Source organism: Magnetospirillum sp. XM-1 (assembly GCF_001511835.1).
GTDB lineage: Bacteria > Pseudomonadota > Alphaproteobacteria > Rhodospirillales > Magnetospirillaceae > Phaeospirillum.
In genome coordinates this window covers 3,737,472-3,762,784 of sequence record NZ_LN997848.1, presented here as the reverse complement: position 1 = coordinate 3,762,784, position 25,313 = coordinate 3,737,472, and the positions used below count along the sequence as shown (strand labels likewise).

19 protein-coding genes are annotated in these 25,313 nt (G+C 57.4%); 10 read left to right on the top strand and 9 right to left on the bottom strand.

From position 1 onward, the window contains the following. Positions 1-70: 70 nt before the first annotated feature. The 3 genes from XM1_RS17350 to XM1_RS17340 are packed head-to-tail and all read left to right on the top strand — an operon-like array spanning position 71 to position 6,536. Positions 71-5,497, top strand: coding sequence for a DUF4347 domain-containing protein (locus XM1_RS17350; protein ID WP_068435693.1), 5,427 nt, complete (start codon positions 71-73; stop codon positions 5,495-5,497). After that, positions 5,494-6,225 (top strand): efflux RND transporter periplasmic adaptor subunit, encoded by a 732-nt coding sequence (locus tag XM1_RS17345; protein WP_231920565.1) that lies wholly within the window; start codon positions 5,494-5,496, stop codon positions 6,223-6,225. Before XM1_RS17350 ends, XM1_RS17345 begins: the two co-directional genes overlap by 4 nt. After that, the gene (locus tag XM1_RS17340; protein ID WP_068435692.1) at positions 6,222-6,536 is read left to right on the top strand and encodes a hypothetical protein; all 315 of its coding nucleotides are present in this window, start codon (positions 6,222-6,224) and stop codon (positions 6,534-6,536) included. Before XM1_RS17345 ends, XM1_RS17340 begins: the two co-directional genes overlap by 4 nt. Here XM1_RS17340 and XM1_RS24220 read toward each other — a convergent pair. Beyond that, a complete protein-coding gene (locus XM1_RS24220) occupies positions 6,490-6,897 on the bottom strand; it encodes a hypothetical protein (RefSeq protein WP_156428770.1) in 408 nt (135 codons plus the stop codon). The two genes, XM1_RS17340 and XM1_RS24220, sit on opposite strands and share 47 nt — an antisense overlap. Before the next feature lie 214 nt (positions 6,898-7,111). Next, positions 7,112-9,067 carry an ATP-binding protein gene (locus XM1_RS17335; RefSeq protein ID WP_068435690.1) on the bottom strand — a complete coding sequence of 652 codons (1,956 nt, stop codon included), beginning with the start codon at positions 9,065-9,067 and terminating at the stop codon, positions 7,112-7,114. A 462-nt stretch (positions 9,068-9,529) separates the two neighbouring features. Here XM1_RS17335 and XM1_RS17330 point away from each other — a divergent pair, with 462 nt between their 5' ends. Further along, positions 9,530-9,958, top strand: coding sequence for a DUF123 domain-containing protein (locus XM1_RS17330; protein ID WP_068435688.1), 429 nt, complete (start codon positions 9,530-9,532; stop codon positions 9,956-9,958). Positions 9,959-10,025: 67 nt separating this feature from the next. On the opposite strand, the gene XM1_RS17325 is transcribed toward XM1_RS17330, so the two are convergent. From XM1_RS17325 to XM1_RS17315, 4 genes are all read right to left on the bottom strand, one after another. After that, on the bottom strand, positions 10,026-10,517 hold the full coding sequence (locus XM1_RS17325; RefSeq protein WP_068437980.1) for a helix-turn-helix domain-containing protein: 492 nt from the start codon (positions 10,515-10,517) through the stop codon (positions 10,026-10,028). Positions 10,518-10,537: 20 nt separating this feature from the next. Next, the gene (locus tag XM1_RS17320; RefSeq protein WP_068435686.1) at positions 10,538-10,951 is read right to left on the bottom strand and encodes a MucR family transcriptional regulator; all 414 of its coding nucleotides are present in this window, start codon (positions 10,949-10,951) and stop codon (positions 10,538-10,540) included. Next, positions 10,941-11,219, bottom strand: a complete 279-nt coding sequence (locus tag XM1_RS23555) for an HU family DNA-binding protein (RefSeq protein ID WP_082700581.1) — start codon at positions 11,217-11,219, stop codon at positions 10,941-10,943. Before XM1_RS23555 ends, XM1_RS17320 begins: the two co-directional genes overlap by 11 nt. A gap of 665 nt (positions 11,220-11,884) precedes the next feature. Beyond that, positions 11,885-13,963: a hypothetical protein gene (locus XM1_RS17315; protein ID WP_068435684.1), complete on the bottom strand. Its 2,079-nt coding sequence runs from the start codon at positions 13,961-13,963 to the stop codon at positions 11,885-11,887. Between the two features lie 839 nt (positions 13,964-14,802). Between XM1_RS17315 and XM1_RS17310 the strand changes: the two genes are divergently transcribed. Further along, positions 14,803-15,189 (top strand): phasin family protein, encoded by a 387-nt coding sequence (locus XM1_RS17310; RefSeq protein ID WP_068435682.1) that lies wholly within the window; start codon positions 14,803-14,805, stop codon positions 15,187-15,189. A 307-nt stretch (positions 15,190-15,496) separates the two neighbouring features. Here XM1_RS17310 and XM1_RS23550 read toward each other — a convergent pair whose 3' ends face one another. Then, the gene (locus tag XM1_RS23550; RefSeq protein WP_082700580.1) at positions 15,497-16,111 is read right to left on the bottom strand and encodes a response regulator transcription factor; all 615 of its coding nucleotides are present in this window, start codon (positions 16,109-16,111) and stop codon (positions 15,497-15,499) included. A gap of 150 nt (positions 16,112-16,261) precedes the next feature. Continuing rightward, positions 16,262-16,474 (bottom strand): hypothetical protein, encoded by a 213-nt coding sequence (locus XM1_RS17305; RefSeq protein WP_231920564.1) that lies wholly within the window; start codon positions 16,472-16,474, stop codon positions 16,262-16,264. An 884-nt stretch (positions 16,475-17,358) separates the two neighbouring features. Here XM1_RS17305 and XM1_RS17300 point away from each other — a divergent pair. The 4 genes from XM1_RS17300 to XM1_RS17285 all read left to right on the top strand — a co-directional run bounded on the left by XM1_RS17300 (position 17,359) and on the right by XM1_RS17285 (position 21,550). Then, complete coding sequence (locus XM1_RS17300; RefSeq protein ID WP_082700579.1) at positions 17,359-17,937, top strand: PAS domain-containing protein; 579 nt, start codon at positions 17,359-17,361, stop codon at positions 17,935-17,937. A 16-nt stretch (positions 17,938-17,953) separates the two neighbouring features. Then, positions 17,954-19,285 carry a methyl-accepting chemotaxis protein gene (locus tag XM1_RS17295; protein WP_068435678.1) on the top strand — a complete coding sequence of 444 codons (1,332 nt, stop codon included), beginning with the start codon at positions 17,954-17,956 and terminating at the stop codon, positions 19,283-19,285. A 61-nt stretch (positions 19,286-19,346) separates the two neighbouring features. After that, positions 19,347-20,510 (top strand): ATP-binding protein, encoded by a 1,164-nt coding sequence (locus XM1_RS17290; protein ID WP_068435676.1) that lies wholly within the window; start codon positions 19,347-19,349, stop codon positions 20,508-20,510. Between the two features lie 77 nt (positions 20,511-20,587). Further along, the gene (locus XM1_RS17285; RefSeq protein WP_082700577.1) at positions 20,588-21,550 is read left to right on the top strand and encodes a response regulator; all 963 of its coding nucleotides are present in this window, start codon (positions 20,588-20,590) and stop codon (positions 21,548-21,550) included. A gap of 11 nt (positions 21,551-21,561) precedes the next feature. On the opposite strand, the gene XM1_RS23545 is transcribed toward XM1_RS17285, so the two are convergent. Continuing rightward, entirely contained in the window at positions 21,562-22,056 is a 495-nt protein-coding gene (locus XM1_RS23545) for a response regulator (protein WP_082700576.1), read from the bottom strand. A 597-nt stretch (positions 22,057-22,653) separates the two neighbouring features. Between XM1_RS23545 and XM1_RS17275 the strand changes: the two genes are divergently transcribed. Next, the gene (locus XM1_RS17275; RefSeq protein WP_068435670.1) at positions 22,654-25,305 is read left to right on the top strand and encodes a bacteriohemerythrin; all 2,652 of its coding nucleotides are present in this window, start codon (positions 22,654-22,656) and stop codon (positions 25,303-25,305) included. Positions 25,306-25,313 lie beyond the last annotated feature (8 nt).

Sequence of the window (25,313 nt, the reverse complement as noted above, 5' to 3'; positions counted from 1 at the left end):
CGCTCCCATGGGGGCAGCCCTAATAACGGCTGGCCACCGGAATGCCGGTCTGGAAACGAGGAACACGGTCATGAGCCACATCAAGCGCAACAATTCGCGAATTAATCTGGCGGCGGGCATTCTGGCCCTGGAACCCCGTATGATGTTCGACGGCGCCGCCGTGGTCGACGCCGCCCATGCCGCCGCCGATGCCGCCGCCAAGGCGTTGATTCCCGTTGTCGCCGCTCCGTTGGAGGTGAGAGCCGCCGATCCCTCCAAGGATGGTGGCAAGAAGGAGGTGGTGTTCATCGACACCAGTGTCGCCGATTACCGGACCCTGGAGGCGGCGGTGAAGGACGGCGTCGGCATCGTCGAGGTCGACGGCGGCCAAAGCGGTCTGGCCCAGATGGCCAAATGGGCGGAAATCCATGCCGGGTATGACAGCATTTCCATCTTGTCGCATGGTTCAGAAGCCACTTTGAAGGTGGGAACCGATGTGCTGATCGCGTCGAGCCTGTCCAATACAACCGTTCAGGCCGAACTTGCCGATATCGGCCATGCCCTGACGGCTGGCGGCGACCTGTTACTGTATGGCTGCGACGTGGCCAAGGGAGAGGATGGCCAGCAGTTTGTCACGGATCTTGCGGCGGCGACCGGAGCGGATGTGGCGGCGTCCACCGACACCACCGGTCACGGTGGAAACTGGACGCTCGAATACTCCAGCAATTCCGACAAGTATGTCTCAGGCCAGCTGGTCGATGTTGTATATGAATATTCTTATGACCTGCTCTCCGTTGGTAATGGTACGTTAACGATCTACAGTATTTGGAATGTATCTCAGACAGCAACCGGCATAAAATTTTCATTCAATATCTATAATTCATCTACAAACACGGATGGGCCGTTCACAATAAAAGGGCAGTGGGGGGCTCAAACTGAACATACTCTTATAAATTATTTTAATAGCGCATGGGGGGACTATACGGCCCATGACTGGGGAGTCACATGGGCCGACCTTGGCGGCGCCCCCACTGGCGGAGCAGGCACGAAATACGTCACGTTCTATTTGTATGCCAGCGGTACTGGAATACCTCTGACCGGCCTTTCATATCAGGAAAGCTTTGGTTACAACCCCAATGCCACTCCGGCCTTCGTCTCTTCCGGCACCACCAATCTGACCTTTTCCCCAGGCGCCACGGCCCACGACATCACCTCCTATCTCGGCGTTACCGATTCGGACTCGAGCCAGACCGAGACATGGACACAGAGCGTCGCCCCCAACAATGGCGGTAATTTGCTCTTCACCTCCGCCACCGGTACTTCGGGGGCTGGCACCATCTCGCCCACGGGAACCGTCACCTACACCCCCAACGCCTCATTCGTCGGCACGGAAACCTTCACCGTCCAAGTCAGCGACGGCACCGCCACGGCGACTAAGGCCTTCAGCGCCCTTGTTGACAATGCGCCCACGGTGACGGCGGGCAGTACCACCGCCTACACAGAACGCACTCCGACCACTGTGGCTCCCGCCATCACCGTTACCGATGCCGACGGCAATTCGGAATGGAATGGCGGGACGCTGGCAGTGAACATCAGCGCCAATGCCGATGCCACCGACAAGCTGTATCTGGCCACCAGCCAGCCGGGATCGGCGGGGTACTGGGTCGATGCCGCCAGCAGCAACGCCATCAAGTATTGGGATGGCAGCGCCAACACCACCATCGGCACCGCCAGCGCTACCCAAGTGACCGGTTCGTCCACCTGGACCACGACCTTCAACGCCAGCGCCACCAATGCCTTGGTCAGCGGGTTGGCCCAGGCGATCTTGTACGACGACAATACCCACGCTCCCGGCACGTCGAGCCGGACGGTCCATTTTGCAGCCACCGACAAATGGGGCCTCGCCACCGCCGCCGACCAGACCGTCACCATCGCCGCCATCAATGAGGCTCCGACCCTTTCGGGCATGTCCAATGCGGTGACCTGGTATCAGGGCGTCGGCGCCGCCACCATGGATTCCGGGGCGGCCATCGCCGATGTGGAGCTTGACGCAGCCAATTCCGGCAACGGCAATTATGCCGGAGCCTCGGTCAGCATCGTCAACCATGCCGGGGCCGATGCCAACGACGTGATCTCGGTGGCCAACGGCTCGGGCTATACGGTCAGCGGCGGGAATATTTCGGCGGGTGGCCATGCCATCGCCACCTTCTCCGAGACCGGCGGCACCTTCACGCTGACCTTTGCCGATAACGGCACCAAGCCGACCACAGCCCTGGTCAACGATGTGCTCGACCACATCATCTATTCACGCACCAGCCCGCCCTCGGCCGATGGTGCCCAGACGGCGCAACTGGACTGGACCTTCCATGACGGCAACAGCGGTGGCCAGGGTTCCGGCGGCGATCTGACGTCTGCGGGTTATTCCACCGTCACCCTCAACCGTGCTCCGGTGGTCAGTGCCGCCCAGTCGACCCAGACCTCGGTGACTGGCGTGGCCTTCACCTATCAGGTTCCATCCGGCACCTTCCATGACGCCGATGCCGATGCCCTGACCTATAGCGTCCAGCGGGTCGATTCGTCGGGGACGCTGGTCAATGGCGGAGCCTTGCCGGGATGGCTAAGCTTTACCGCCGGAACCAGGATCTTCTCTGGAACCTCGGCCGCGTCGGATGCGGGGGCATCCTATTTCAAGGTCAGTGCCTCGGACGGCCACAGCACCACCACCGATACGGTCCGGATCGACGTCTATAATGGCCCCAGCGTGTCATCTATCGATCGGGCCGCCGGAACCACTGCCTATACCAACGCGACCAGCCGCGACTGGACGGTTACTTTCAACGCGGCGGTTTCCGGGGTGGATACCACTGATTTCTCGCTGGTCACCACCTCGGGAACGGCGACGGGCGCGGTCTCATCCGCCACTACCGCCGCGGGCGCCATCGCCAGCGTCACCGATAGCGGCGACCACAAGACTTATACCGTCACCGTTACCGGGGTCACCGGCGACGGCGATCTGGCGCTGAATCTCAATAATGCAGGGACCGGCATCACCGATATCTCCTATGGCAAAGCCATCACCGGCGGCTTCAGCGGTCAGGCCTATACCGTCGATCATACCGTGCCTTTGATCTCGTCGATCAGCATTCCCAGCGCCACCAACAAGGTGGGCGACGTCATCACCGCCACCATCACCCTTGCCGCCGACAGCGGTAATGACAGCTACTATACCCTGGGCTCGGCGAAGACCGTCGACGGCTTCACCTTGGGGAGCCTGAGCACTGTGGACGCCACCCATCTGAGCGCCACCTTTACCGTCACCGATGGCGGCGGCGATGTCGCGGCCAGCGGCGGGCAGATCCCGGTCAATCTGGTTCTGGTGGACCGCGCCGGCAATTCCAGCGCGGCTTACACTACCGCTATGGTAACGACCACCGGGCGTATCGACGCTAATGCGCCGTCGAATCTCGCCCTATCCACCACGGATATCAATCAGGCGGGGAATGCCAACGCTACCGTCGGCACCTTCTCCACCACCGATCTGTCGTCCAATTCCACCTTTACCTACACCCTGGTGGCCGGGGCGGGCAGCACCGACAACGCCAAGGTTTCTATTTCCGGCAATACTCTGTCGGTGAATAACCAGACCCTGACTGCCGGGAATAGCTATTCCATCCGGGTCCGCACCACCGATATCGGCGGCAACAGCTTTGATAAGGTTCTGACTTTGCGTGCCAATACGGTGCCACAGAACGGGCCGGTGCCCAGCGCGCCAAAGGGGGTGCAGGGTGTCAACTTCAGCTATCCCCTACCACCCGGCACCTTCACAGATGGCGACGGCGATCCGTTCACCTATACCGCTACCAATTTGCCGCCGGGTCTGACCATCAATCCGACAACCGGCGCCATTTCAGGCACTCCCTCCGGGACTGGTACTTATACCGCCACCATTACCGCCAGTGACGGCCACGGCGGCACGACCTCGCAGACGGCGACGTTCAGTTTCGATGCGCCGCCCCATGCCTCGCCGCCGCCATCGACCTCTGGCGGGGTCGGCCTGAACGGCGGCGCAACCCTTGGCGGTGGCGGGGTTACCACCGGAACCGGCACGGGAACGGGAATATCCACCGGTGGTGGCTTTGGTGTGCCGAATGATGGCGGCGGATCGGGCTGGGGTGGGACGTCTGGCGGTATTGGGTTTGGCGGCGGCGCCACGGCCGGCGGATACAGCTTTGGCCCGTCCACGGGCGGAGCCGGAAGTGGTGTGGGCGCTACGTCTGGTGGGGTGGGAACCTTTGGCGGTACCACTGCCGGAGGCCCCAGCTTTGGTTTGTCCACGGGTGGGGCCGGAAGTGGCACGGGCGGTACATCTGGCGGGGTGGGCTTCGGCGGAGGAGCCGCGGCCGGCGGCACCGGTGTCGGCTTCGCGGGCGGCACAGGAACCGGCGGCACGACCACGGGCGGGACCGGTGGCGAGAATGGTGGAGTGGGCAGCTCGGGCGGCGCCACGGCGGGTGGTCCGGGGGTCGGCTTTGCGGGCGGCACCGGAGCCGGTGGCACGACCACGGGCGGGACCGGTGGCGAGAATGGTGGAGTGGGCAGCTCGGGCGGCGCCACGGCGGGTGGCCCGGGGGTCGGCTTCGCGGGCGGCACAGGAACCGGCGGCACGACCACGGGCGGGACCGGTGGCGAGAATGGTGGAGTGGGCAGCTCGGGTGGCGCCACGGCGGGTGGCCCGGGCGTCGGCTTTGTGGGCGGCACCGGAGCCGGCGGCACGACCACGGGTGGTGGCGAAAATCGCGGTGTCGCCACCAGTGGGAACTCCGCAGGCATTTCTGGCGGTACCAGTGTTGCAGGTGGTGGAGGAAGCGCTCCGGGTGGAGCAGCCGCCAATGGTTCCACCGGGGCCGCGCAGGCCGGGGTGGGGGGCTCTGGCGGGGTGGCGGTGATCGCTGAGGCTAGGACAGCTTCGGCTCCCAGCGCTTTCCAGGTCGCGGTTGCGGCCAAGAGCGCCAGTGGCGGAGATGCGCTGGTTTCCGCCGCTCCAGTTAAGGATGCAGCGGTGGAACTTGGGAGCCGAATTTCCGTTCAGATTCCGGCCGACTCGTTTGCCCATACCAAGGCCGATGCGGTGGTGACCTTGAGCGCTCAGCAGGCGACTGGTGCCCCCCTGCCGGGCTGGATGAATTTCAATCCTCAGAGCGGTACCTTCGAGGGCACTCCACCGCCCGGGTTCAAGGGAGAAGTTTCCGTCAAGGTTGTGGCGCGCGATGCCGAAGGACGCGAGGCAGTCCAGACATTCACTATCAAGGTGGGAGACGGCGGACAGGGCCAGGCTGCCCCCAACTCGGACGGTCAACCTCAGGGCGGGCAACCCCAAGCCCCGGGCCGAACGGGAATGCTGAAGCCGTTGGGACGGTCATCGCTGACCCAACAGCTTCGCGAAAGCAGTCAGCACGGGCGCTTGGCCAAACAATTTGCCCTATTCCAGGTCGTCAAGGCAAACGGTAGGGCGGCGTGATAATTCGTTCCCTGGTCCTGACACTGGCGGCGCTTGCGCCTGTCGCCGCCTTTGCCCAGGTGCCTCAGAGCGACATACGCGCTCAGCTGACACCGCGCGACTACACCACCCTGGCTGCCGAAATTGGTGCCAAGGTGGAGCGGATCGCAGTGCGGGAGGGCGAGCATTTCACCAAGGGCCAAGTGCTGGTTGGGTTCGACTGCTCGATCCAACGCGCCAATCTGGCCGAGGCTCGCGCCAATTCTTCATCTGCATCCAAGACGGTCGCGGTCAACAAGCGTCTGCTGGAGCTTCAGACCATCGGCAAGCTTGAGAACGATGTGGCGATGGCCGAGATGGACAAGGCGGCGGCCAAGGAGGCCGCCAGTGCCGCCGTGGTGGGCAAATGCCAAGTGTCCGCCCCCTTCGAAGGCCGGGTGGTGGAGCAGAAGGTGCGGTCCCAGCAATTCGTCCAGCCCGGCCAGGCACTGCTGGATATTTTGGATGATTCCGAACTGGAGCTGGACTTCGTGGTTCCCTCCAAGTGGTTGGTCTGGTTGAAGCCGGGACATAGCTTCCAGGTGGTCATCGACGAGACCGCCCGGACCTATCCGGTCAAGATGGTCCGGGTCGGCGCCCGCATCGACCCGGTCAGCCAGACGGTGAAGGTCACCGGCACCATCGGCGGACGCTTTCCGGAATTGTCGGCGGGGATGAGCGGCAAGGTGCTGCTGGCCCCGCCGCCATGAACGAGGTCTTCCTTACTCTCCTGGACCTTCAAGGCCGCATCATGGCCGCCAGGCGTCCGATCGAGACCGCCTTCCTGGCCGTCGATCTGGTCCATACCCTGGTTCCCTACCGGCAGGCGGCCTTGTGGGGCAAGGATGACGGTGTCGTGGCGCTTTCCGGGGCGGCGACAGTGGAGGCAGGGAGTCCTTACGTGTTGTGGCTGGGTCAGATGTTTCGGAAACTGTCGAACCTGTCCGCTCCTACAGTTCTGACCGCTCGCGATCTTACTCCCGCATTGGAGGAACAGTGGGCGGATTGGCTGCCCGCCTAACGTAACCCTGCTGCATCAACTGACGCAGCATGTAGGCTGGATTCATCAAGGTCAGGTGCTTGCCGTCCGTTGTCACCACGTCACGATTGGGCGCGGTCAGGTAGGGATTGGGGGGGGTCTGTTCGTCGGGCGGAACATAAACGCCGCCGTGAGACGTCGCCCAGCGTCGAAAGCCGATATCGGTTTGAACCGAGGTTCTGGCTTCATGCGTGGCGAGATCGACGGCCTGTCTTTTCTCGTTTTCTGCGGCAATCCAAAAGGATATTCCCACGGCGAAGGTCCAGAAGACCGCGGCCCCAAATATAAGCCTTCTGAATGCGGAAAGGGATATTGCCGCTGAAGAGAGGGCGTGGGTGGGCATGAAAATCTCTCCTCAGCAGAGGATCGCCTGCCATGCGCAGCTGATTGCTCTACGGTAGCATTTAGATAAAAAGTATAGGCATAAGTTTTCCTCATGCCCGACCCCAAATTTTGCTGCGACAGCCGCTTCCGTTGCTGGCATACGTCCAATAACTCTGATTTTGGTTGCCACCGGATGCCTCGGCACTTTCGACGATCACTTGAAAGTTGAACCTTCAAGGCGCATCAGCGATGGGGGCGTCTGACGCCGATCGTGGGAGGGTAAATCGGAACCACGTTCCCACGTCGATTTCGGACTCGATCCAGATGCGGCCGTGGTGATGTTCGACGATCTTCTTACAAACGGATAGGCCGATGCCGGTCCCTTCGTAGGCCTCGCGGGGAACCAGCCGCTGAAAGACGCTGAAGGCGCGCTGAAAATCAGCCTCGGCGATGCCGATTCCGTTGTCGTGAACCCAGAATTCCCAGACGGAGCCCTTGTTGCGACACCCGATCTCGATGTGAAGCGGGCGCGCGGTGGAACGATATTTGACAGCATTGCCGATCAAGTTCTGAAATAGTCGGCCCAGTTCCTGACGGTTTCCCCATACGGTCGGAAATGGGCTGACGACGTCAATCCGCCCGCCGGCTTCGCTGATGGAAACATCAAGGAGATGGAGGCTTTCGGCGACCACTTCGCCCAAGTCCACGACGTCCAGGGGGCGGTCGTCCCTGCCGGTGCGGCTATAGTCCAGCAGATCAAGAATCAACTGATCCATCCGCTTGGCGCCGCCGATGGCAAAGCCCAAAAAATCCTTGGTATCCTCATCAAGGGCGCCACCCAGCCTGCGCTCAATCATCGCAAGATAGCTGCTAACCATCCGCAGAGGCTGACGCAGATCGTGCGACGCCACATAGGCGAATTGCTCCAACTCGGCATTGGCGCGGGTCAGTTCCTGGGCCTGGGTTTCCAACTGCCGGTTCGCATCTTCGTATTTTGCCGCAGTCGCCTGGACCGTGCGCTGCAAGGTCGCGGTGTGATCGCGCACTGTTTCCGCCATGATCATGAAATTTCGGGACAGCCGTCCCAGTTCGTCGCTGGAATCGGAGGTGAGCTTCACCGAGTAATCCCCCGCCGCGATGTCGCGGGTCGAGGCATCCAGTCGGGACACTCTGGCCAGCACCAGTCGATCAAGTAAGATCGTCACGGATGCCAGAGCTGCAAGCAACGCGATTCCAAACAGGCCGGCGACCAACAGGAAACGGCCCTGCTGCATAAAGACATCCCTGTCGATAAGGGCGATGGCGAACCAGCGGATTTCCCTCAGATAGGCCACACCGACCAAGTGCCGCCGGCCGTTGACCGACAAGAACAGGGATTCGACCTTATCCTCCGAACTTTCCAGCCGCCGCATCGCCGTTTCCAGTGCCTGACGTCCGGCATCGTCATCAATCATGCGGAAAACGGTCTTACGCTCCGGCGAAGCCTTGGTCAGGCTGGCGAAGTCGATTCGGCTGGTTTCCCGATCTGCCTGGATGGCGCCGCTGGCATCGACGAAAATATTGCTGGCGCCGGGCTGATCGCTTTGGACGACCTCGCGAATGAAATCCGAAAGGTCGATGCCCGTGCCGAGAACGCCGAGAAGGCGCTGGCCGTCGCGGATCAGGACGTTGATCCACACCTTGGTAACGTTCAGGTGCTCGTCCGGATTGACGTTGATCTGGTATTCGTCCTCACTCTTCAGCGTGGCGAAATACCATCGGTCTGCGGCTTTGTTCGGGTCAAGGGCGTACCGCAATTCCTGCCCACGATAGGAACCCTTGGCATCGTTGAAGTAGTAGTTGCCGGACTCGGCGATGGCAAAGAAATAGCTTCCATCACGGAAGGACCGCCGATAGCTCTCCATTTCCGTCAGCGCCCGTTTCCGCAGTTCAGGAATGGTCTCTGCTGCAGCCCACTCGCGAAGAATTGGAGAATCCGCCATCTTTCGCGCCAGCGCGATTTCGCGCAGAAGCGGCGACAGGCTTTGCATCTGGCTGAGTCGGACCTGGCGCTCGGCGAAGCCGCTGCCCAACTGCGCGACAATGCCGCCCGCCACCCAGTTCAAAACCCCAAGAAACGCCAGAGCCGTGATGAGATAGATGGCGACGATGGAGAGAAGGAAGCGTCTTTTCAGACCGGAGAACGCCATGAATCAACCCCTGGGGCGGATCACCTGCCCACCCAGGAGTAGAATAGCTCTGAACAATTGGCTCGGAAACTCCGGAATATGATTTTAGTATTAATTTTGACCGAGAGGTTTGGTTCGGGCGGTGGACCTGCGGCTGTTCATGGTACTGACCGGGCGAAGCATTTCGATGAGACTGATGTCGCGGTGGAGGGGATCCCGCTTCGTTTGGTCGCCAGGAGATGTGACGGTGTCTTTGGCTGGGCGGTCGGGAACGCAAGACGGGGCAAGCAACGAGATGTCCGCTTTCGCTGCCGATGGCCAGAAGCAAGATAAAGCCCTGTGCGACGAACGTCTTTGCGACGAACGTCTTTGCGACGATAGAATGCCTGAGATTCTTGCTTTTTCGAACCCAGATACAGTGGCATTCTGGGAGAGGGTAAAAGCCGAAGAAGGCGACGGTTCCTAGTCGAGTTGCCTAATGCCATGAACGGCCCTGATTTTCATGCTGATGCGCTAGACCTCCCTTCTGTGTCGGGGGCCTATGTGCTGCTGATCCATCTGGCCGACAGTCTGCCGGTGAATCTGGTGGGGCGGCCTGAGGCCATCCTGGCTCCTGGTCATTACTTGTATTGCGGTAGCGCTCGAGGTCCCGGCGGCATCAAGGCCCGCGTGGGTCGCCACATGCAGAAGGACAAGTCCATCCGGTGGCATGTGGATAGGCTCACGGTAAAGGGCACCGCGTTGGGGGCCTGGGTGTTTCCCGGCAGGGATGAATGTGAACTGGTGGCCATGTTGGCCGGAATGCCGGTGCCGATTCCGGGGTTTGGTTCCAGCGACTGCGAGACTTGCGCATCTCATCTGCTGGCATGGCCGACCGGGACGGCGTTGCCGTTTGATAGCCGGTCAAACTGAGGGGCCATTGACATAGCTGTCCTCACGTTCTGTGGCAATCAAGGCACAGGTCAAGCTGCTTAACGAATCAAGAAGCCAACGCCTTGGCCATTGCCAGAACCTGATCTCGAACCTTGGGATCGGCGATGGTGAAATAAGCCCGGACCAATTCGAGGGTTTCCCGCTTCGTCATTGGGTTCTCGTCAGGGGCATTAACGGATTTTGTGACGTTGCCCCTAATCACCTCGACTGGCGATGCCGCCTGTGCGGTCGCAGAAATTTCCTCGAAAAAATAGCCAACCCGCACATCCAGAACACGGGATAGATCGAACAGCCTGGAGGCTCCGACCCGATTGGCCCCGCGTTCGTATTTCTGCACCTGCTGGAAGGTCAGTCCCAGACATTCGCCGAGCTTTTCCTGGCTCATGCCCAGCAGGGTACGACGAAGCCGAATGCGGGCACCAACATGGACATCAATGGGATTGGCGCTGCCATCTGCCAACCGGCCACGGGTAGACCGCCCCGCCTTCTTGGCAGGCTTAGGGGTAGTCGCGGGCTTGGTGCTCTTACGTGGCGGCATGCTGAACGCCTCCTTATTCATCAGATGGCTGATTTGGGCCGACGATTCTTCCGCGTATAGCCAAGGCCAGCCGCTTTAGCGAGTTCCGATCGGCGTGCTGCATATTCCGGGGCGACCATGGGGTAATCCCTGGGCAAGGACCACCTAGCCCGATACTCGTCGGCGGTCAGTCCGTGGCTGGTCTGGAGGTGTCGCTTCAACATCTTCTGGTGATCACCACATTCCAGACAGACGATATGGTCGGGGGTCACCGACCGCTTCACCGAAACGGCAGGTTGCTTCTGCTCTGTCTGTGTAGATGTCGGGGCATCCGTGCTGACCAAGGTCGAATAAACGGACGTGATCAAGGTTGGAATTTCCGTGGCCGCCAGAGTGTTGCTGCCTAAGTAGGCAGCAACAATTTTGGTGGTCAGAGACTTGAGATCATCGGCCATTGATGGTGTCCTTCAGCCCCTTACCGGCAGTGAATTTCGGCGACTTGCTTGCGGGAATGACGAGGGTTTCACCAGTACGCGGATTTCGGCCAGTGCGATGAGGGCGCGATGCAACAGAGAAAGACCCGAAGCCAACCAGACGCACATCATCGCCTGATTTCATGGCGGTGGTGATGGCTGCAAAAATAGCATCAATTGCATTACCTGCATCGGCCTTGGTCATGTTGGCACCATCGGCGACGGCGGCGATCAATTCGGACTTGTTCATGTGCCCCTCCCTGCAAAAAGTATAGCTTCATGAATTGCACGAGGCGCTTGGACCGTCAAGTTTCCCCGGACACTATTGATGGAGCCGCCTTAAAGAACTCCGGGTCTTCCAGGGTGCGAATCGACACCATCATCGTCTCGTGCTGATTTAGCTGCCCAGTCGGGACTTCATCGTCTGGGAGCGCCCATTCTCACCAGCGATGCCTCATGGAGAAACCTTTTGAGCACGCCTAACTCCCAGAGGCGGTTCGTCACTCCTAGAGGAAGTGAGCCTCGTGTTGATATGCCCCATCGCCTCATACCAATTTGTCGCGGTTGGTTACCTCACAGCAGGCACCGCACGCAGCCATTATCAAAACTTCCAGCATGCAAAAATGCTCAATCAATCAAAATGGAGCTAATGCTCCTGTTGATTCCTACCGAATCAACAAAAGCGCGCGGGCGAAAAGCGCAAAATTGCGGTGTGTTTGTGATATGAGATTCCCTAATTAATTGCAATACTTGTTGTCGCGTTAATTCCGAAATCTAAGAGTTTCAAGATTGTTGGCTTACTTGATGGTGCGTTTATTCGCAGTTTTTGGCGAATTGCAGTCAAGCTGTATCGGCGAATTTTACAACCTCGTATTTACGCCAATGCATTTGATGGTTCGACGCCAACCGCAGCGCCTATTTCTTTTGCTTCGCTCGCCAAGCCGCTTTCCGTTCGGCATCGCTGCCCCACTTGCGTGGACGGCCGCTGCATTTGATTTGGGCGCCGCCTAAGGCCTCTCGCTCGGCCACCCGCCTTTTTGCCGCCCATATGCGCTTCCGCTCTGCTTCATCTGCGTGGATACGCGGTCGGCCTCGCGGGCTGCAGACCTTGTTTGCGACGAGCTCATTCGCTGCTGAATTCCTGCGATGCTGGACGTTCGAGGTTTCAATTACGTCGATTGCAGTTTCGACGTTTCCACTACAGGTCATGGGATTGGGGTGCGCATCACGACCTTCTTCACCATGACTTTCGTCACATTTCGTCGCGGTCGAAACGTCACCTGATGCCCTATTTACGTCGGCCTGACATTCTGGACGGCCCTCCATCATCTGGCTTGCCAGATTCATCAATTGCGGCGGACAAATCGCATGCTGGTCAAGCTGCCGAACGGCCTCAGCAATATCGTCGATTCGAATTCGTCCTGAATCGGCCGCGACCAGGATTTCGGTGCGGCGCGTGGCCAACACTGAGTCGAAGGCCGTCTGCCGGACGGCGGTCGAGACGGGAGACGCATCCTCGTCAATATTTTCGGTCTTCGCTGTGCCGGTGAGCTCTGACCATGCTTGGTCTGCGGCCACCCGATTGTCGAAGCCGACGGCATCAATGAGAAAATGCTCGGCAAGCAGCCGTCGTGCCATCTTATCGTCAGTCCCTCCTAGAGCCAGTACCGCGTCCCGCAATTGACTGACGGATCGTGCGCCATAGCCGCCCTCCAACTGAGCACCGGTACTGATGTCGGTTACATACCATCCATCGGCTTGATCCGGCTCGCACTTGCTTGCACTGAGGATAACCCAGCTTCGACGAGGGATCTGTGGCGGGGCCATAAGTTTGATAGGAGGCAATGCGACAGCCATCATCGCAATGCCTCCTTCGGGCAGGTGGGCTCGCCGGATGATCAACCAGATTGCCCCACACCGTTCATCGCGAAGTCGGCGGCGCAGGTCGGCCTCGATCACGGCCGTGAACTTGTCGCGCGCGATAAACTCGTTAAAGCCACGCCGATCTGGAAGCTGGTTCAGCAGCGCGCGAGCGGCGCGTAACGGCGAGATCAGAAAAACCCATTTGTCGTCGCCAGCCAATTTGGCCTGAAGACGTGATGATAGGCCGATCGGTCGGGTCTCCATAACATGCCAGCCCAACGGGGTATGCAGCAAATAGGCTGGCCGATCACCATCATATTGCTCTGCGATTTGAATGTCCTCACCATACGGCTTGCTGTCTGCCGGGGTTATGGCGCTAACCCGCCGATCAGCGATCTCCTCTCCAGCGATGGCGGCATCAAAGTCGACGATGGCATCGGCCTCGCAGTCCCAGCCACAATCGATGTTGGCAAGTAGCGCGGCCAATTGCCCATGATGCTCCGATTGAAGAGCCTTGAGCAGTTTGGGTGGTTCGACTGTGGAAATGATGGTTCCGCCGAAACCACTGCGGGCGGCAACGGCCGCGGGATTAAATTCGGGCACCACGAGGACGACATGCTCCGTTCCAGCAGCCAGACCTTCCACTTCGATGCATGACAATCGCGCAGCAAAGCGGCCATCGCCAAGAACCGCAAGGTCGCGAATCTCCCATTCTCGTTGTTGCCGCAACTGGCGCTGCTGCGCCAGCCGGTCGTCGCGGTTAAGAACCTGGAGGTCTTTCGCGGCGACATTTCGGCCCGCTCGGGCGATCTTCGGACGAAAGGCGATGAGTTCTGCCAGAGTGCTGACCAGGTCGCGTCTGATTGGTGCCTCGATGAAACTCGGGATGATGTCGTCTGGATACTGAAATTCCAATGGACCTGCGGGCATGGCTGCGACCGTATCCGGCACGCAGACGGCCAGGGTGCCGCGACGTCCAGAAGCGATTTCGCTGGCGGGGTGGTGGCGGACCGCGAAGTAGCGCGGCAGACCTTCGATCGTTGCCTGAATTAAAAGATCAAATCCGTTGTCGAGGCGCGGTCGCTTTTCAAGAACCTCGAGATCGCCGAGGTGTAATAGCGGGAAGGCCATAGCTTATCGTCTCCTTCGTTTCGTCCGTTATAGGGCAATTCGACGGGGATCTGAGTGTTTTCGTCCATCGCATATCGTCTTTTCTGCGCGACATATCGGGGCATTTGATCCGTGACATGGTCTGACCATGCCGCGAACGATGGATCTGGGGAGGCTAAGCTCTGCGTTGTGGAGACGGCTTGGCATCTTTTGGGGCTACGACATCCCCGATGCATTAGACGGAATGGACCGCGCCGAGGTTCGGCATTACCTGCGGGTGCCAAAATTTGCGTTCATGCAGCACCTCCATAGGAGGTATGCAGCGATAAAAAGCGGTAAGAAAGTCATTTTCGGCTACTTTAATGCTACAAAAACACCATGATAAGACAATCAGGGTATCTTGATGTTTCTAAAAGTTAATAAAATTGTCTTTTTGCGGAGTTTTCGTGGTGTCATGGTGTCTTTGCGTTGTTATAAAGTATTTTTAGATGGCGTTTGAGCATCTTTGTATCGATTCAAAGTGTATGTGCGTGGTGTTTTTCTGTCTTTGTGTGCATGATAAGTCTCATATTTTCTATGTAATCTGGCGATTTCAGTGTGCTGCCTTATCGCATTGGGGCCTGGGTGACCGGCAGCTTGTGATGTGATACGCAGAAAGGCTTACTCGGCCGAGGCCAGTGCGAGCCACTTCCCAGGAAATTAGCGGTTTCAGAAGTTCCGAGGGGCGAGCATTCATGCAAAATGCTGCGTTGCAACAAAAGTCTTGCGCCCCATAGGGAGGGCATGTATAAAGGCGTCATGTTGCAGCGCAGCAATCGGCCGCCGATTGACTGCCCCACCCAATCTAAGGAGCATGCATTATGGCTGCCGCCACCATCGAACAGTTCAGCACCGCTGCCAAGGCCAATGTCGAGAAGCTGACCATTGTCGCCAAGGACAACGCCGAGGCCCTGACCAAGAGCGGCAACTTCGCCCTGGCCGGTTTCGAGAAGCTGTCCAAGGCCTATCAGGATCTGGCGAACCGCAACGTCGCCAAGTTCAATGACGCGGTCAAGGCGCTGTCCTCGGTCAAGTCGCCGGTTGAGTTCGTTGAGCTGCAGGCCAAGCTGGTGAAGGAAGGCTTCGATGCCGCCGTCGCCGATAGCCGCGCCATCGCCGAACTGACTACCTCCGTCTTTACCGCCGCTTTCGAGCCGGTCAAGAAGCAGGCCGAAGCGGTCCAGGCGATCGTGACGAAGGCCGCCTAATCTCTGATTAGAGCTACCGTGGCAAAGGGCCGCTTCCCGAAAGGGAGGTGGCCTTTTCAATTTCCATGACTTCCTCGAGGCAATTCCCTGCAACGATGGGGCCGAAAGTCCGGACACAGCACAAGGGGGCCGCAGCAGCCGTTTTCGCCGAACGACGGGTATCTGGGGTAGGGCGGTCGGCCGCATCGTACCGGCTGACCAGCTCAGGCTGACCCGATTGGGTCATTCGGCGAGACAGCACCTCACACGGGCCGCACGATCAACCCCAGGCAATCCGCAGTCATCTGCAAACAGATTACAGCAACTTTTAAGCAAGCAAAGCGGCTTGTGTCCTAGATCGAACCGACAGAGCCTTTAGAATGCTTGTAACATGAAGTTTCACAGTGCCCTCAGCCAGACCAAGATCTGTGGCTATTTCCCGGTTCGACTTTCCAGTCTTTAATTGGCTGAGAATCTCACGTTGCCTCGGAGTGAGGTGAGTAATATTCGGCACCTCAAATGAGGCAGTAACCAGCTGATTAGCGGAATCGGCATACTCCGCAGGAAGGTAAATGCCGCCAGCCAAAACCAAGTTTAGCGCCGCCAGAAAAACTTGGCTAGATGATGCTTTTGTGATGAATCCCGACGCTCCGAGGTCGATAGCTAGATTGACGGCGGACCGGTCAGCGACGTCAGAAACGATTACGATGTGCGCTGGCGACGGAAGCAAATGACGCAATTTTCTTAGACATTCAGGCCAAGGCCCACCGGACATTGTCAGATCGAGCAGAGCCAAGTCGATGCCAGATACACGTTCTCCCGCCTCAATGACTTCTGCGAAAGTGCTCGCTTCCACAATTTGCGAAGCTTCCACGTACAGGGTGAGGATGTGACGCAGACCCTCGCGAAACAACTGGTGATCATCGGCAATAAGGATCTTCATCGGAAATGCCAAGCCCACTTTTCACGCCATTGGCTATATGAGAGCCACGCCCAAAGTATGCTTCGATTCCGTCTGGAATGCACCCGATAATGCAGATCCACTTGAAATTCGGGCACACACTATAAACACGCAGTTCCATCATTTGGCGTGTCAACGGGCCTGGATGAGGACCTCATCGATCTTGGTGAAGCCGCTGCCGACTCCCAGTTGAGACAGATGGACGGTTACCGAGCCATAACCATCAATCTTCGCCAGCCGCACCATGGTTCCCGACTTCGGGACGTCGATGATGCTGTCCACCGACCAAACCGTCCGGCTCCGACCGTCACTCTGATAAAGATCGCCAAGGGCAACTGCTTTCATGATCCACTCCCCTTGGGAGCGTTTCATTGCATACTGACGACGGTCTGATCAAGTGACAGATTGAAACCAAGATTATGGGATCAGCCCAACCTGGGGGGCATAGCGGTCACTTGCTGCGCGGCTGCCAACGGGCTCACCGCGCGTCTTGTCTGCTGGTATCAATTGCTTGACTGCTCTTGGAGATAGAGCACAATTCCTTCAGGGGAGCAGTTTCGCCAATTCGGCCCCCCGCGAGGCCGACCGGGCCGCCTTCGACAGCCACCCGGTCGGCCATCTGCATTTTGGAACACTCATGCGTCACTTTGGTCTATCTGCGCCTCCGCCAATTCGCCGCCGCTCCAAGCCATGGTTTGCGTGGATGGCTGTGATGGCAGCTATTGCGGGGGTGGTGGCAGTCTGGGTCCGATAGCGACACTGACCCGGCATAGCGGGCGTTCCCGCTGACTGGCGGTTGCCGGGGCACAGCTGTCGCCTGCCGCGCCGTGGCCGACCGGCTCAGGTTGACCCAACCCGGTCGCTGATAAGATCACTGTTCCACCACTCGACGCCATGCGCCTCTCCACCATTATCTCGGAGCTCGCCTGTTCAACTCCCACAAATCTCCCGAGCGAGGATGTTTGCCGTCGCGTATCGATATACGAGCTCTGCCTCGCGCGTCGGCCGGGTGAAGATGCCGATGCTATCACCACTCGGCTGACGCGCGCGCACACATCAACAAACCGAAAAGCAGTTTGACGCCACAATAACAACACTCAACGTCTGCATTTTGGCACTCCCATTTGGGAGTATCGGCGGCAGGCCTTCTGCATAAAGGTAGAGTTGGACCTGCCGGTGTTCATTCGGCTCGGTACTTCTTGATCTTTGGTGGATGGGGGCATGGCGTTATGCGGATTTCTACATTCAAGGGGGCAGTAACCACGGCGTCCAAGGAAGCGTTTCTCCAGGCGAAGGCCATCCGGCAGAATGTGACCGGGACGGAACGGCATCTCGATTCCGGGGCAATGCTCGTCTCAAAGACGGATGTGGGCGGGTTGATCACATACGTCAATTCAGAATTCTTGAAAATCAGTGGCTATGAGGAGCACGAGGTTCTTGGCGCGCCCCACTCGATCATCCGTCATCCCGCCATGCCGAGGTCTGTCTTCAAACTGCTGTGGGAGACTATCAGCAAGGGTGAGGAGGTCTTCGCATATGTGATCAACCGGGCGAAGTGTGGTGACCATTACTGGGTTTTCGCGCACGTAACCCCGACAGTCAATCGAACGGGCAAGATCATCGGCTTTCACTCCAACCGGAGAGCTCCGTCTCGCACGGCCATCGACGCGATCAGCCCGTTGTATGACGCGGTCAACGTAATCGAGAAATCTCATGATCGCTACGGCGTCGAGCGCGGTCTGGAATTCCTGTTGTCAAAGATCGCGAAATCCGGCCTCAGCTACTCCGAGTTCATTTTCTCGATATAGATGAGGAAATTTCAGTATGAACTTCATCGTGCGTCATCCACTGTTTACGTCCCCTCTGAACACGCTGACATTGACAATGATCCTGTGCTGCGTTCTCGGGGGCGGCGCCACGATAATCGCGATTGCCACCCTGCCGGTCTATGGATTGGTTCTGGCGGCTGGCGGTGTAGTAGCCTTTGGCTGGAGCATGTACGCGCTTCGGCGCACGTATTCCACCGTCGAACTGGTCGTTCGCGTCCTGGAAGGTGGTGCCGTCGGCAATCTGGAGCAAAGGCTGGTCGATATCGGGCGGGGGCGCGATACCCTGAGTCGATTGTGCCGCGCCACCAATAACGTGCTTGATGCTGCAGATTCCTTCGCGCGTGAAAGCAATGCCTCGCTAAGGGAGGTAACGGCGGGACGGTTCCACCGACGCATACTCGTCGCTGGCATGCATCGGGCCTATCGGCATTCAGCGACGACCATCAACCGTATGACCGAAAACCTGGGCATCAGGATCCGCGAAAATAGCTCTCTCGCCGGCCAATTCCGCGATGCGGTCAATGCGCGGGTCGACGAGGGCGTTAGCATCAGTAAGGGCACCTGGGTCGAAGCCGACGCCATGAAGGCCGAGGTGAACAGCGCATCGGCCCTGTCCGCCAAGGTGTGCGACGAGGCGCAGGCGACGCTGCGCGAGGCAGAATCCGTCGCGGCGTCGACCAAAGGGCTCCATGCGGCGCTGATCGATGTGCGCGGCCAGGTATCCCGGGCATCCAGCATTGCCAATGACGCCGACGCCGATGTGGATGCCGCCAATGCGGTCTTCGCCAATCTGGCCGACACCGCCCGACATATCGAGAATGTGGTAGACATTATCAGCGACATCGCTGGCCAGACGAACCTGCTGGCATTGAACGCGACAATTGAGGCGGCCCGCGCCGGGGAAGCAGGCAAGGGCTTCACGGTGGTGGCCCATGAGGTAAAATCGCTGGCCATTCAGGCGGTCAAGGCGACGGACGATATCCGCGAGCGGATCGCTCTGATCCAAAGCTCGGTGGCTGGTGCCGTTGACGTCATGGCAGCGATTGGACGAACCGTTCTACAGATCAGCCAGATAACCCAGAAGGTCGACGGCGCCATCGACCAGCAGACCGCAGCTACCGACCTGATCGCCAAGGCCACGGCCCAGGTGCGACAAAGCGTAGAGCATTCCGCATCCTCCATTCAACTAGTCTCGACAACCTCGAGGCAGGCGGCAACCGTAGCCGAGCGCCTGTTCGAACGCGCGGCTGCAGGTGCCGAAAATGCCGAAAAGCTGAACGGAGAGATCCGCGATTTCATGGCTAGGGTTAATCTGGTCGGTGCGTGATGAAAGGAAGCTCGGGAAATGAACTTTGCCGAGTGCCGCAAGGGAATAAATGGAAATTACCATGGACCACGACAATCCAACGATATTATTCATTGATGACGAGCCGAATGTGCTTGATGCCTTGAGGCGCAAGCTCCGCGAATATGACAAACATTGGACTATGATATTCTCCCATAGCTGCGTTGAGGCGCTAGAGATCATCGGAAAACGGGCAGTTGATGTGGTGGTGACCGACCAGACCATGCCGAAAATCACAGGACTTGAGTTGCTGCACGAGCTCCAGATACGGCATCCCGATATCATTCGCATACTGTTGACTGGGAATAGCGATCAGGAGACGGCTGTGGCGGCTATCAACGAAGGCAAGGTTTTTCGCTTCTTCACTAAGCCATGCCCCATTCCCGTCCTGATCGAAGGGATCGATCTGGCAATCCGCTCACGTAAGGCGATGGAAGAGGCGGAGAAGGCCAATGCAAAAGCTCTTTCGCGTAACAATGCCATGCTGCGTCAGTTGGTGGTGGACTTGACTGAGGCCAAGCAAGAACTGGAGAGATTGAGCTTTATCGCGGCGCACGACCTGCGAGAACCGCTTCGCCAAGTCATTTCCTATGCTCAGCTACTGGATCGGCACCATGCTCCGTCCTTAAGCGGTGAGGCTGCGGAGTATGTCCAATTCATCGTCAGCGGCGTCAATCGAATGGATGCTCTAACCGGAGGCTTTTTGGCCTACACCCAGATCGCTACCGACCACACGGCATTTGCTGATGTTAACATGGGACGGGCTTGTGCACTGGCCTTGGAGCCGCTGATGAGTGACATTTCTGATTCCTGCGCACTGGTGGAAGTGTCCGCACTACCTTCTGTTTTCGGCAGTGAACGGGCTATTGTTCAGTTATTACGGCACCTTATTGAAAATGCCATCAAGTTCAGCCTTCCGATGTCAATTCCTCAAGTGCGCATTTTTCACACAGAAGTCGAAGGTGTTATGGTATTTAAAGTAGCCGATAACGGTATAGGTGTTGAAGAAACTGGCCACAATATCTTTGACATGTTCCGGCGCCTTCATGGGCACGGCCATTATACTGGCCACGGTGTCGGGCTGGCAATTTGCAAGCGGATCGTGCACCATCACGGGGGCAGGATCTGGTATGAGGCGAATCCATCTGGCGGGACAATCTTCAACTTCACACTGCCCAAAAGTAGCCGAGGGTCTCTCGGGAGATAAGTTTTTACTTTGGTCATTGACCAGAGAAGTGGAGAGATCGGCCACAAAACGTCACCACATCAAGGTGAGCGCCTAAAATGACTGGCAAGCCATCCATTATATTTGTTGATGATGAGAGCCATGTCCTAGAGGCTCTATCAAGAAATTTAGCGACAGAATATTTTCGCTGGGATTTGACATTTTGCGACTCCCCTGAGAGGGCTCTTGAACTCTTTAGGTCCCAACCGTTCAACGTCGTTGTTGTTGACATGATGATGCCCGGGCTCAATGGGATTGAGCTTGTGGTGAAGATGAAGCAGGTGTCCCCGCGATCCACTTACATAATGCTAACCGGCGTTTCGGACATGGGAGTGGCCGTAGAGGCCATTAATCGTGCCGAGATTTTTAGGTTTTTTCCCAAGCCCTGCCCAAAGCATTTGCTGGTGGAGGGCATTGCGGCCGCCTTAGATGACCAGAGCAAGGCACAATCCCTTCTGGGCTCATCTCCGGAAAGAATAGCACTGGACTCCCTTGCTGTCGGAGTTCTCGTTCTCGACATAAAGGCCCATGTTCTGTTTATGAATAGCGTGGCGGCGCACTTATGCGCTGCGGCCGATGGTCTGTACGTCGGTGCGGACCGGATTCTTCGCCTAGCGGCCATAGTGGGGACCGCCCAATTGCATGAATTGATTCGTGGCACAGCCTTAGGTGATGGTGGTGGGACCATTTTGATCGAACGCCCTAAGCTTGGCACATCCTTATCTGCAACAGTCAGTCGCGCACCGAATAGTCAGGCGATGGATGCCCAAGTAAGTGTTTACCTCCGCGACCCCCTCAGCAAAAGCATTCCAGGGGCTGAGCAATTGTCGACGCTGTTCGGCCTGACCCCAGCGGAGGCACGGATTGCCCATTCTCTCGTATTGGGTTGCTCATTGGAGGAGGCGGCAGCCGTCTCTGGCATCGCCGTTGGAACTGCCAGAAACTATCTCAAGAGGGTCTTTCTTAAGACTGGAGCAACTCGTCAATCTGATGTTGTCAGGATGATCCTCGGCTACTTTTAGAGACAGAGAATTCACTCTGCATTTGGGATGACGGCTATCCAACTGGCGGAATCAGGTTTGTTCAAGTTCTGTGAATGCGGATCTTGGACGCTTGGTCGTGGTTGTGCGATCTCTAGAAGCGTGGCGGGTGACAAGCGCGCATCAGTGACTGCGTCTTTAAGCGCCCAGACCAGCAGGTCATGATTAATAGGCTTGCTGAGAAAACGAACATTAGGACCAAGTTCACGCAGCGATGTGGCGATGTCCCAATGGCCTGATAAAACAATTGGAATGGTATCTGGAAATAACTCATGAAGCCTGTAGATTAACTTTTTCCCATCCATTTCAGGCATGGCCATGTCAGTGACAATGACATCGACGACGTTGTTGGCCATAAAATCTAGAGCATCATTTCCGCTGCTGGCGAAATTTATATCCCATTTATCTCTGTGCGGATTAAGGATGCGATTGATAGCCGATAAAATGTTCGGCTCATCGTCAACGAATAATACGCTAGGCTTTTGCATTTGATGGCCTTACGAGTTGCTTATGTCTTTATCTAAAGAAAAGTGGCCGAGGCCCAGTGATCTCGCCAAAGTGCCCAAGTAAAAATTTCATAAGACGAAAAGTTGGCCTGAACTCCGCTCTAATCGAGTTTTCATCGGCAGCGCGCACGATTATTTTACAATCGACGAAATCGTTCATGTTCTGAAGGCAAGCAAGCCGGAACCTGATGATATCCCCCACTTGTCGGCCATCGCCCTGAAATCGGATGCCCGAAACTGAGATGTCGAAGATTGGGAATATCCGATTATCGATAATGACAACCATTCCATCACCGATTCTGCGGCTGTGGCGCCGTCGGTCTTGCCCTAAGAACTTGACCGATGGGGATTTCGTACTTCCGGGGCCCATGGAGGCAGTCGAATTAGGCTGGGACTGGGCGTTCATATGATGGGGTCCTTTAGTAGACGGGCTGCCACGCCTATCGGCGATCATGGGGCATTATGGCCATCGTCACCTGCTGCTTGATAAGTCCCATATGGGAGTAGCTGGATCATTGGAAGCCGGTCACTTTCAGACCCAGCTAAGGACCGATCTAATCATTTCCGAGGACAATCCTGATGGCTCTTCTCCACTGGGCGCCCCAATACAGCGTTCAGATTCCAGAAATTGATGCCGAACACCAGGCGTTGTTTGGCGTTCTTAATGATCTCTGGGCGGCTACGGAACGGGGCAGTGACAAGCAAGCCACCGCTGATGCAATTCATCGTGTGTCCGAGACGATGCGAGATCACCTCCGCCACGAGGAATCACTGTTGGAGGAATGGGGGTATCCGCGGTTCGGCGAGCATGTTCTCGAACATCAAAAGCTACTGTTAGAATTGGACGCCCTAGTTGCCAGTGCCGACAGCAATGACAAGCATGAATTGGAGATCGGCGAGCTCGATTTCATCAGCAATTGGCTGTGCTCTCATATCGAGAACAGCGATAAAGACTACGCCCGCTTTATCGCGAGAAAAGAGGGGGGGGGCGAGATTGCGAAATCGTCTCCAAGCTGGCGACAGCGTATTGCCGCCAGTGTAACGTTGTCCCGGTCGGTAATGGCTGCTCTGATCTTGATTACGATGGCGGTCGACATCACCGTTGTTGGGCTGCTCTCCTATGGCTTGAACGCCACGAGAAATCTTCAGGAAAGAGAGATCCGCGCCACGGTGGAAAGTACGGCTCTCCTGCTCGATCACAATATTTCGGAATCAGTCAGTAAAATTGACCTGACCCTCCACGAGATCGAGGACTGGCTGGAGCACGAGCTTCGAGTAAAGGGGCGCATCGAGGACCGGGAAGCCAAAATGTTTCTGGACAAGCGAAAGTCCTGGCTTTCGGGTTTGGCCAATTTTCGCGTAACTGATGAGCACGGCACCATCTTGTATGGCTCCGGCACCTTACCCTCTGAATCAACATCCATTTCTGATCGCGACCACTTCATTGTGCACCGCGAGAATAGCCGTTCCGGACTTTTTGTCAGCAATCCCATATTGACGCGTATCGGCCATGAATGGGGTATCTCGCTGTCACGGCGTTACAACAGCCAAGACGGTAGTTTCGCTGGCGTGATATCCGCGACAGTTAATATTGATTACTTCAATAGCCTGCTGTCAGCGGCGAGACTTGGGGCAAATGGTGTCGCTCTGTTACGCGACGGCGATACAGGCATGATCACCCGGTATCCGGCCAGCTCGTCTCCATCCCAGCAGATCGGCACCAAGGTTTTTTCTGACGAATTGGCGCAGGCCATCGCCTCGAGCGATCAGGCTAGGTCTTTTCATACACAGCGAACCGGCGACGGGGTCGAACGGCTCAACGCCTATCGCCGCCTGTCGGCGGCACCGTTCCATCTCGTCGTTGGGATGGGAACAGAAGATTACCTTGCCCAATGGCGCTCAGATGTCACTAAAGCCGTTGTTATCGTCTCGGCATTTTTGCTGTTGTCGGTCGGTTCGGTCTGGTTGTTGTGGCGGCTATTCGGTCTGACTAAGAAGGCAAACAACTCGGCCCAGCTGGTCAGGGAAATCGCTAGGTCGAAGCAGCAACTAAGCGAGGCACACCGCATCGCAAGGCTTGGATTCATCGAGTTGAATCTGATCACTGGCGTTTATTTGCTTGGCGAGGGCACCCAGGACATGCTCGGGATTGATCCCGCCCGGAAGTCTGGGTCGGAGGAGGATGTGTTTTTCAATGTCGCATCCGACGACAGGGTCAGGCTTATGGACCTGCTTTCGAGAAGGTCGGGATCGTGCTTTGAACTCGAATTGCGGATTGGGGTGCGGACACTCCACGTTCTGGGCGAGGTCAGCAGCGACTCCGCCGCCCCCGCGATGGTCGTCATGACGCTTCAGGACATCACCGACCGGATTATCGCCGAGCAAGAGCGAGCGGCCATGATCGAGCGGATTGCAGAGTCGGACAGAATGGAAGCCCTTGGCACCCTTGCCGGCGGCATTGCCCACGAGATCAACACGCCGACCCAATATGTCAGTGACAATATCGCCTTTATGAGTGACGGAATTTCAAGCCTCCTTGATCTGGCCGAGAGCGTGAAGGCTGCAAAATCAACGGAAGCCGATTTGGTCACCGTGACAAAAAATCTAGACGGCGTTGACCTGGACTTTCTCAAGGCCGAGTTGCCCGCTGCCGCGGCACAGGCCCAGGACGGGACACTTCGCATCGCCAAGATTGTTCAGGCAATCAAGGAATTCTCATATCCCAGTTCCAAACTGCCGCATCCCATCGATCTCAATCACCTGATTGACGTGGTTGCCACTGTCACCCGGAATCAATGGAAATATGTGGCAGAGTTGGAATTTGATTTAGACCCTGACCTGCCGAAAATTTCTGCTATCGAAGGCGAGATCAACCAAGTGCTCGTTAATCTGCTGGTTAACGCCACGCATGCCATAGCGGAACTGGGCTCTTCATCTCTAGGCCGGATCAAAGTGAAGACACAGAGTTTGGGTGATGGCGTCGAATTAACCGTCAGGGATTCTGGCGTCGGGATCGAGCCGGAAAATCTCAAGCAGATCTTTGAGCTGTTTTTCACCACGAAAGCTCCTGGCCAGGGAACGGGGCAAGGACTGGCGATTACCAAAGCAATCATTCATCGCCATGGGGGCCAGATCACCGCAGAGTCCGAACCCGGGTCAGGAGCGTGCTTCCGGATCCGCCTGCCTATTGAAATACCCGCAGCCTCGTCTGAAGACGCTAGTTTATCGTAAGGATAAGG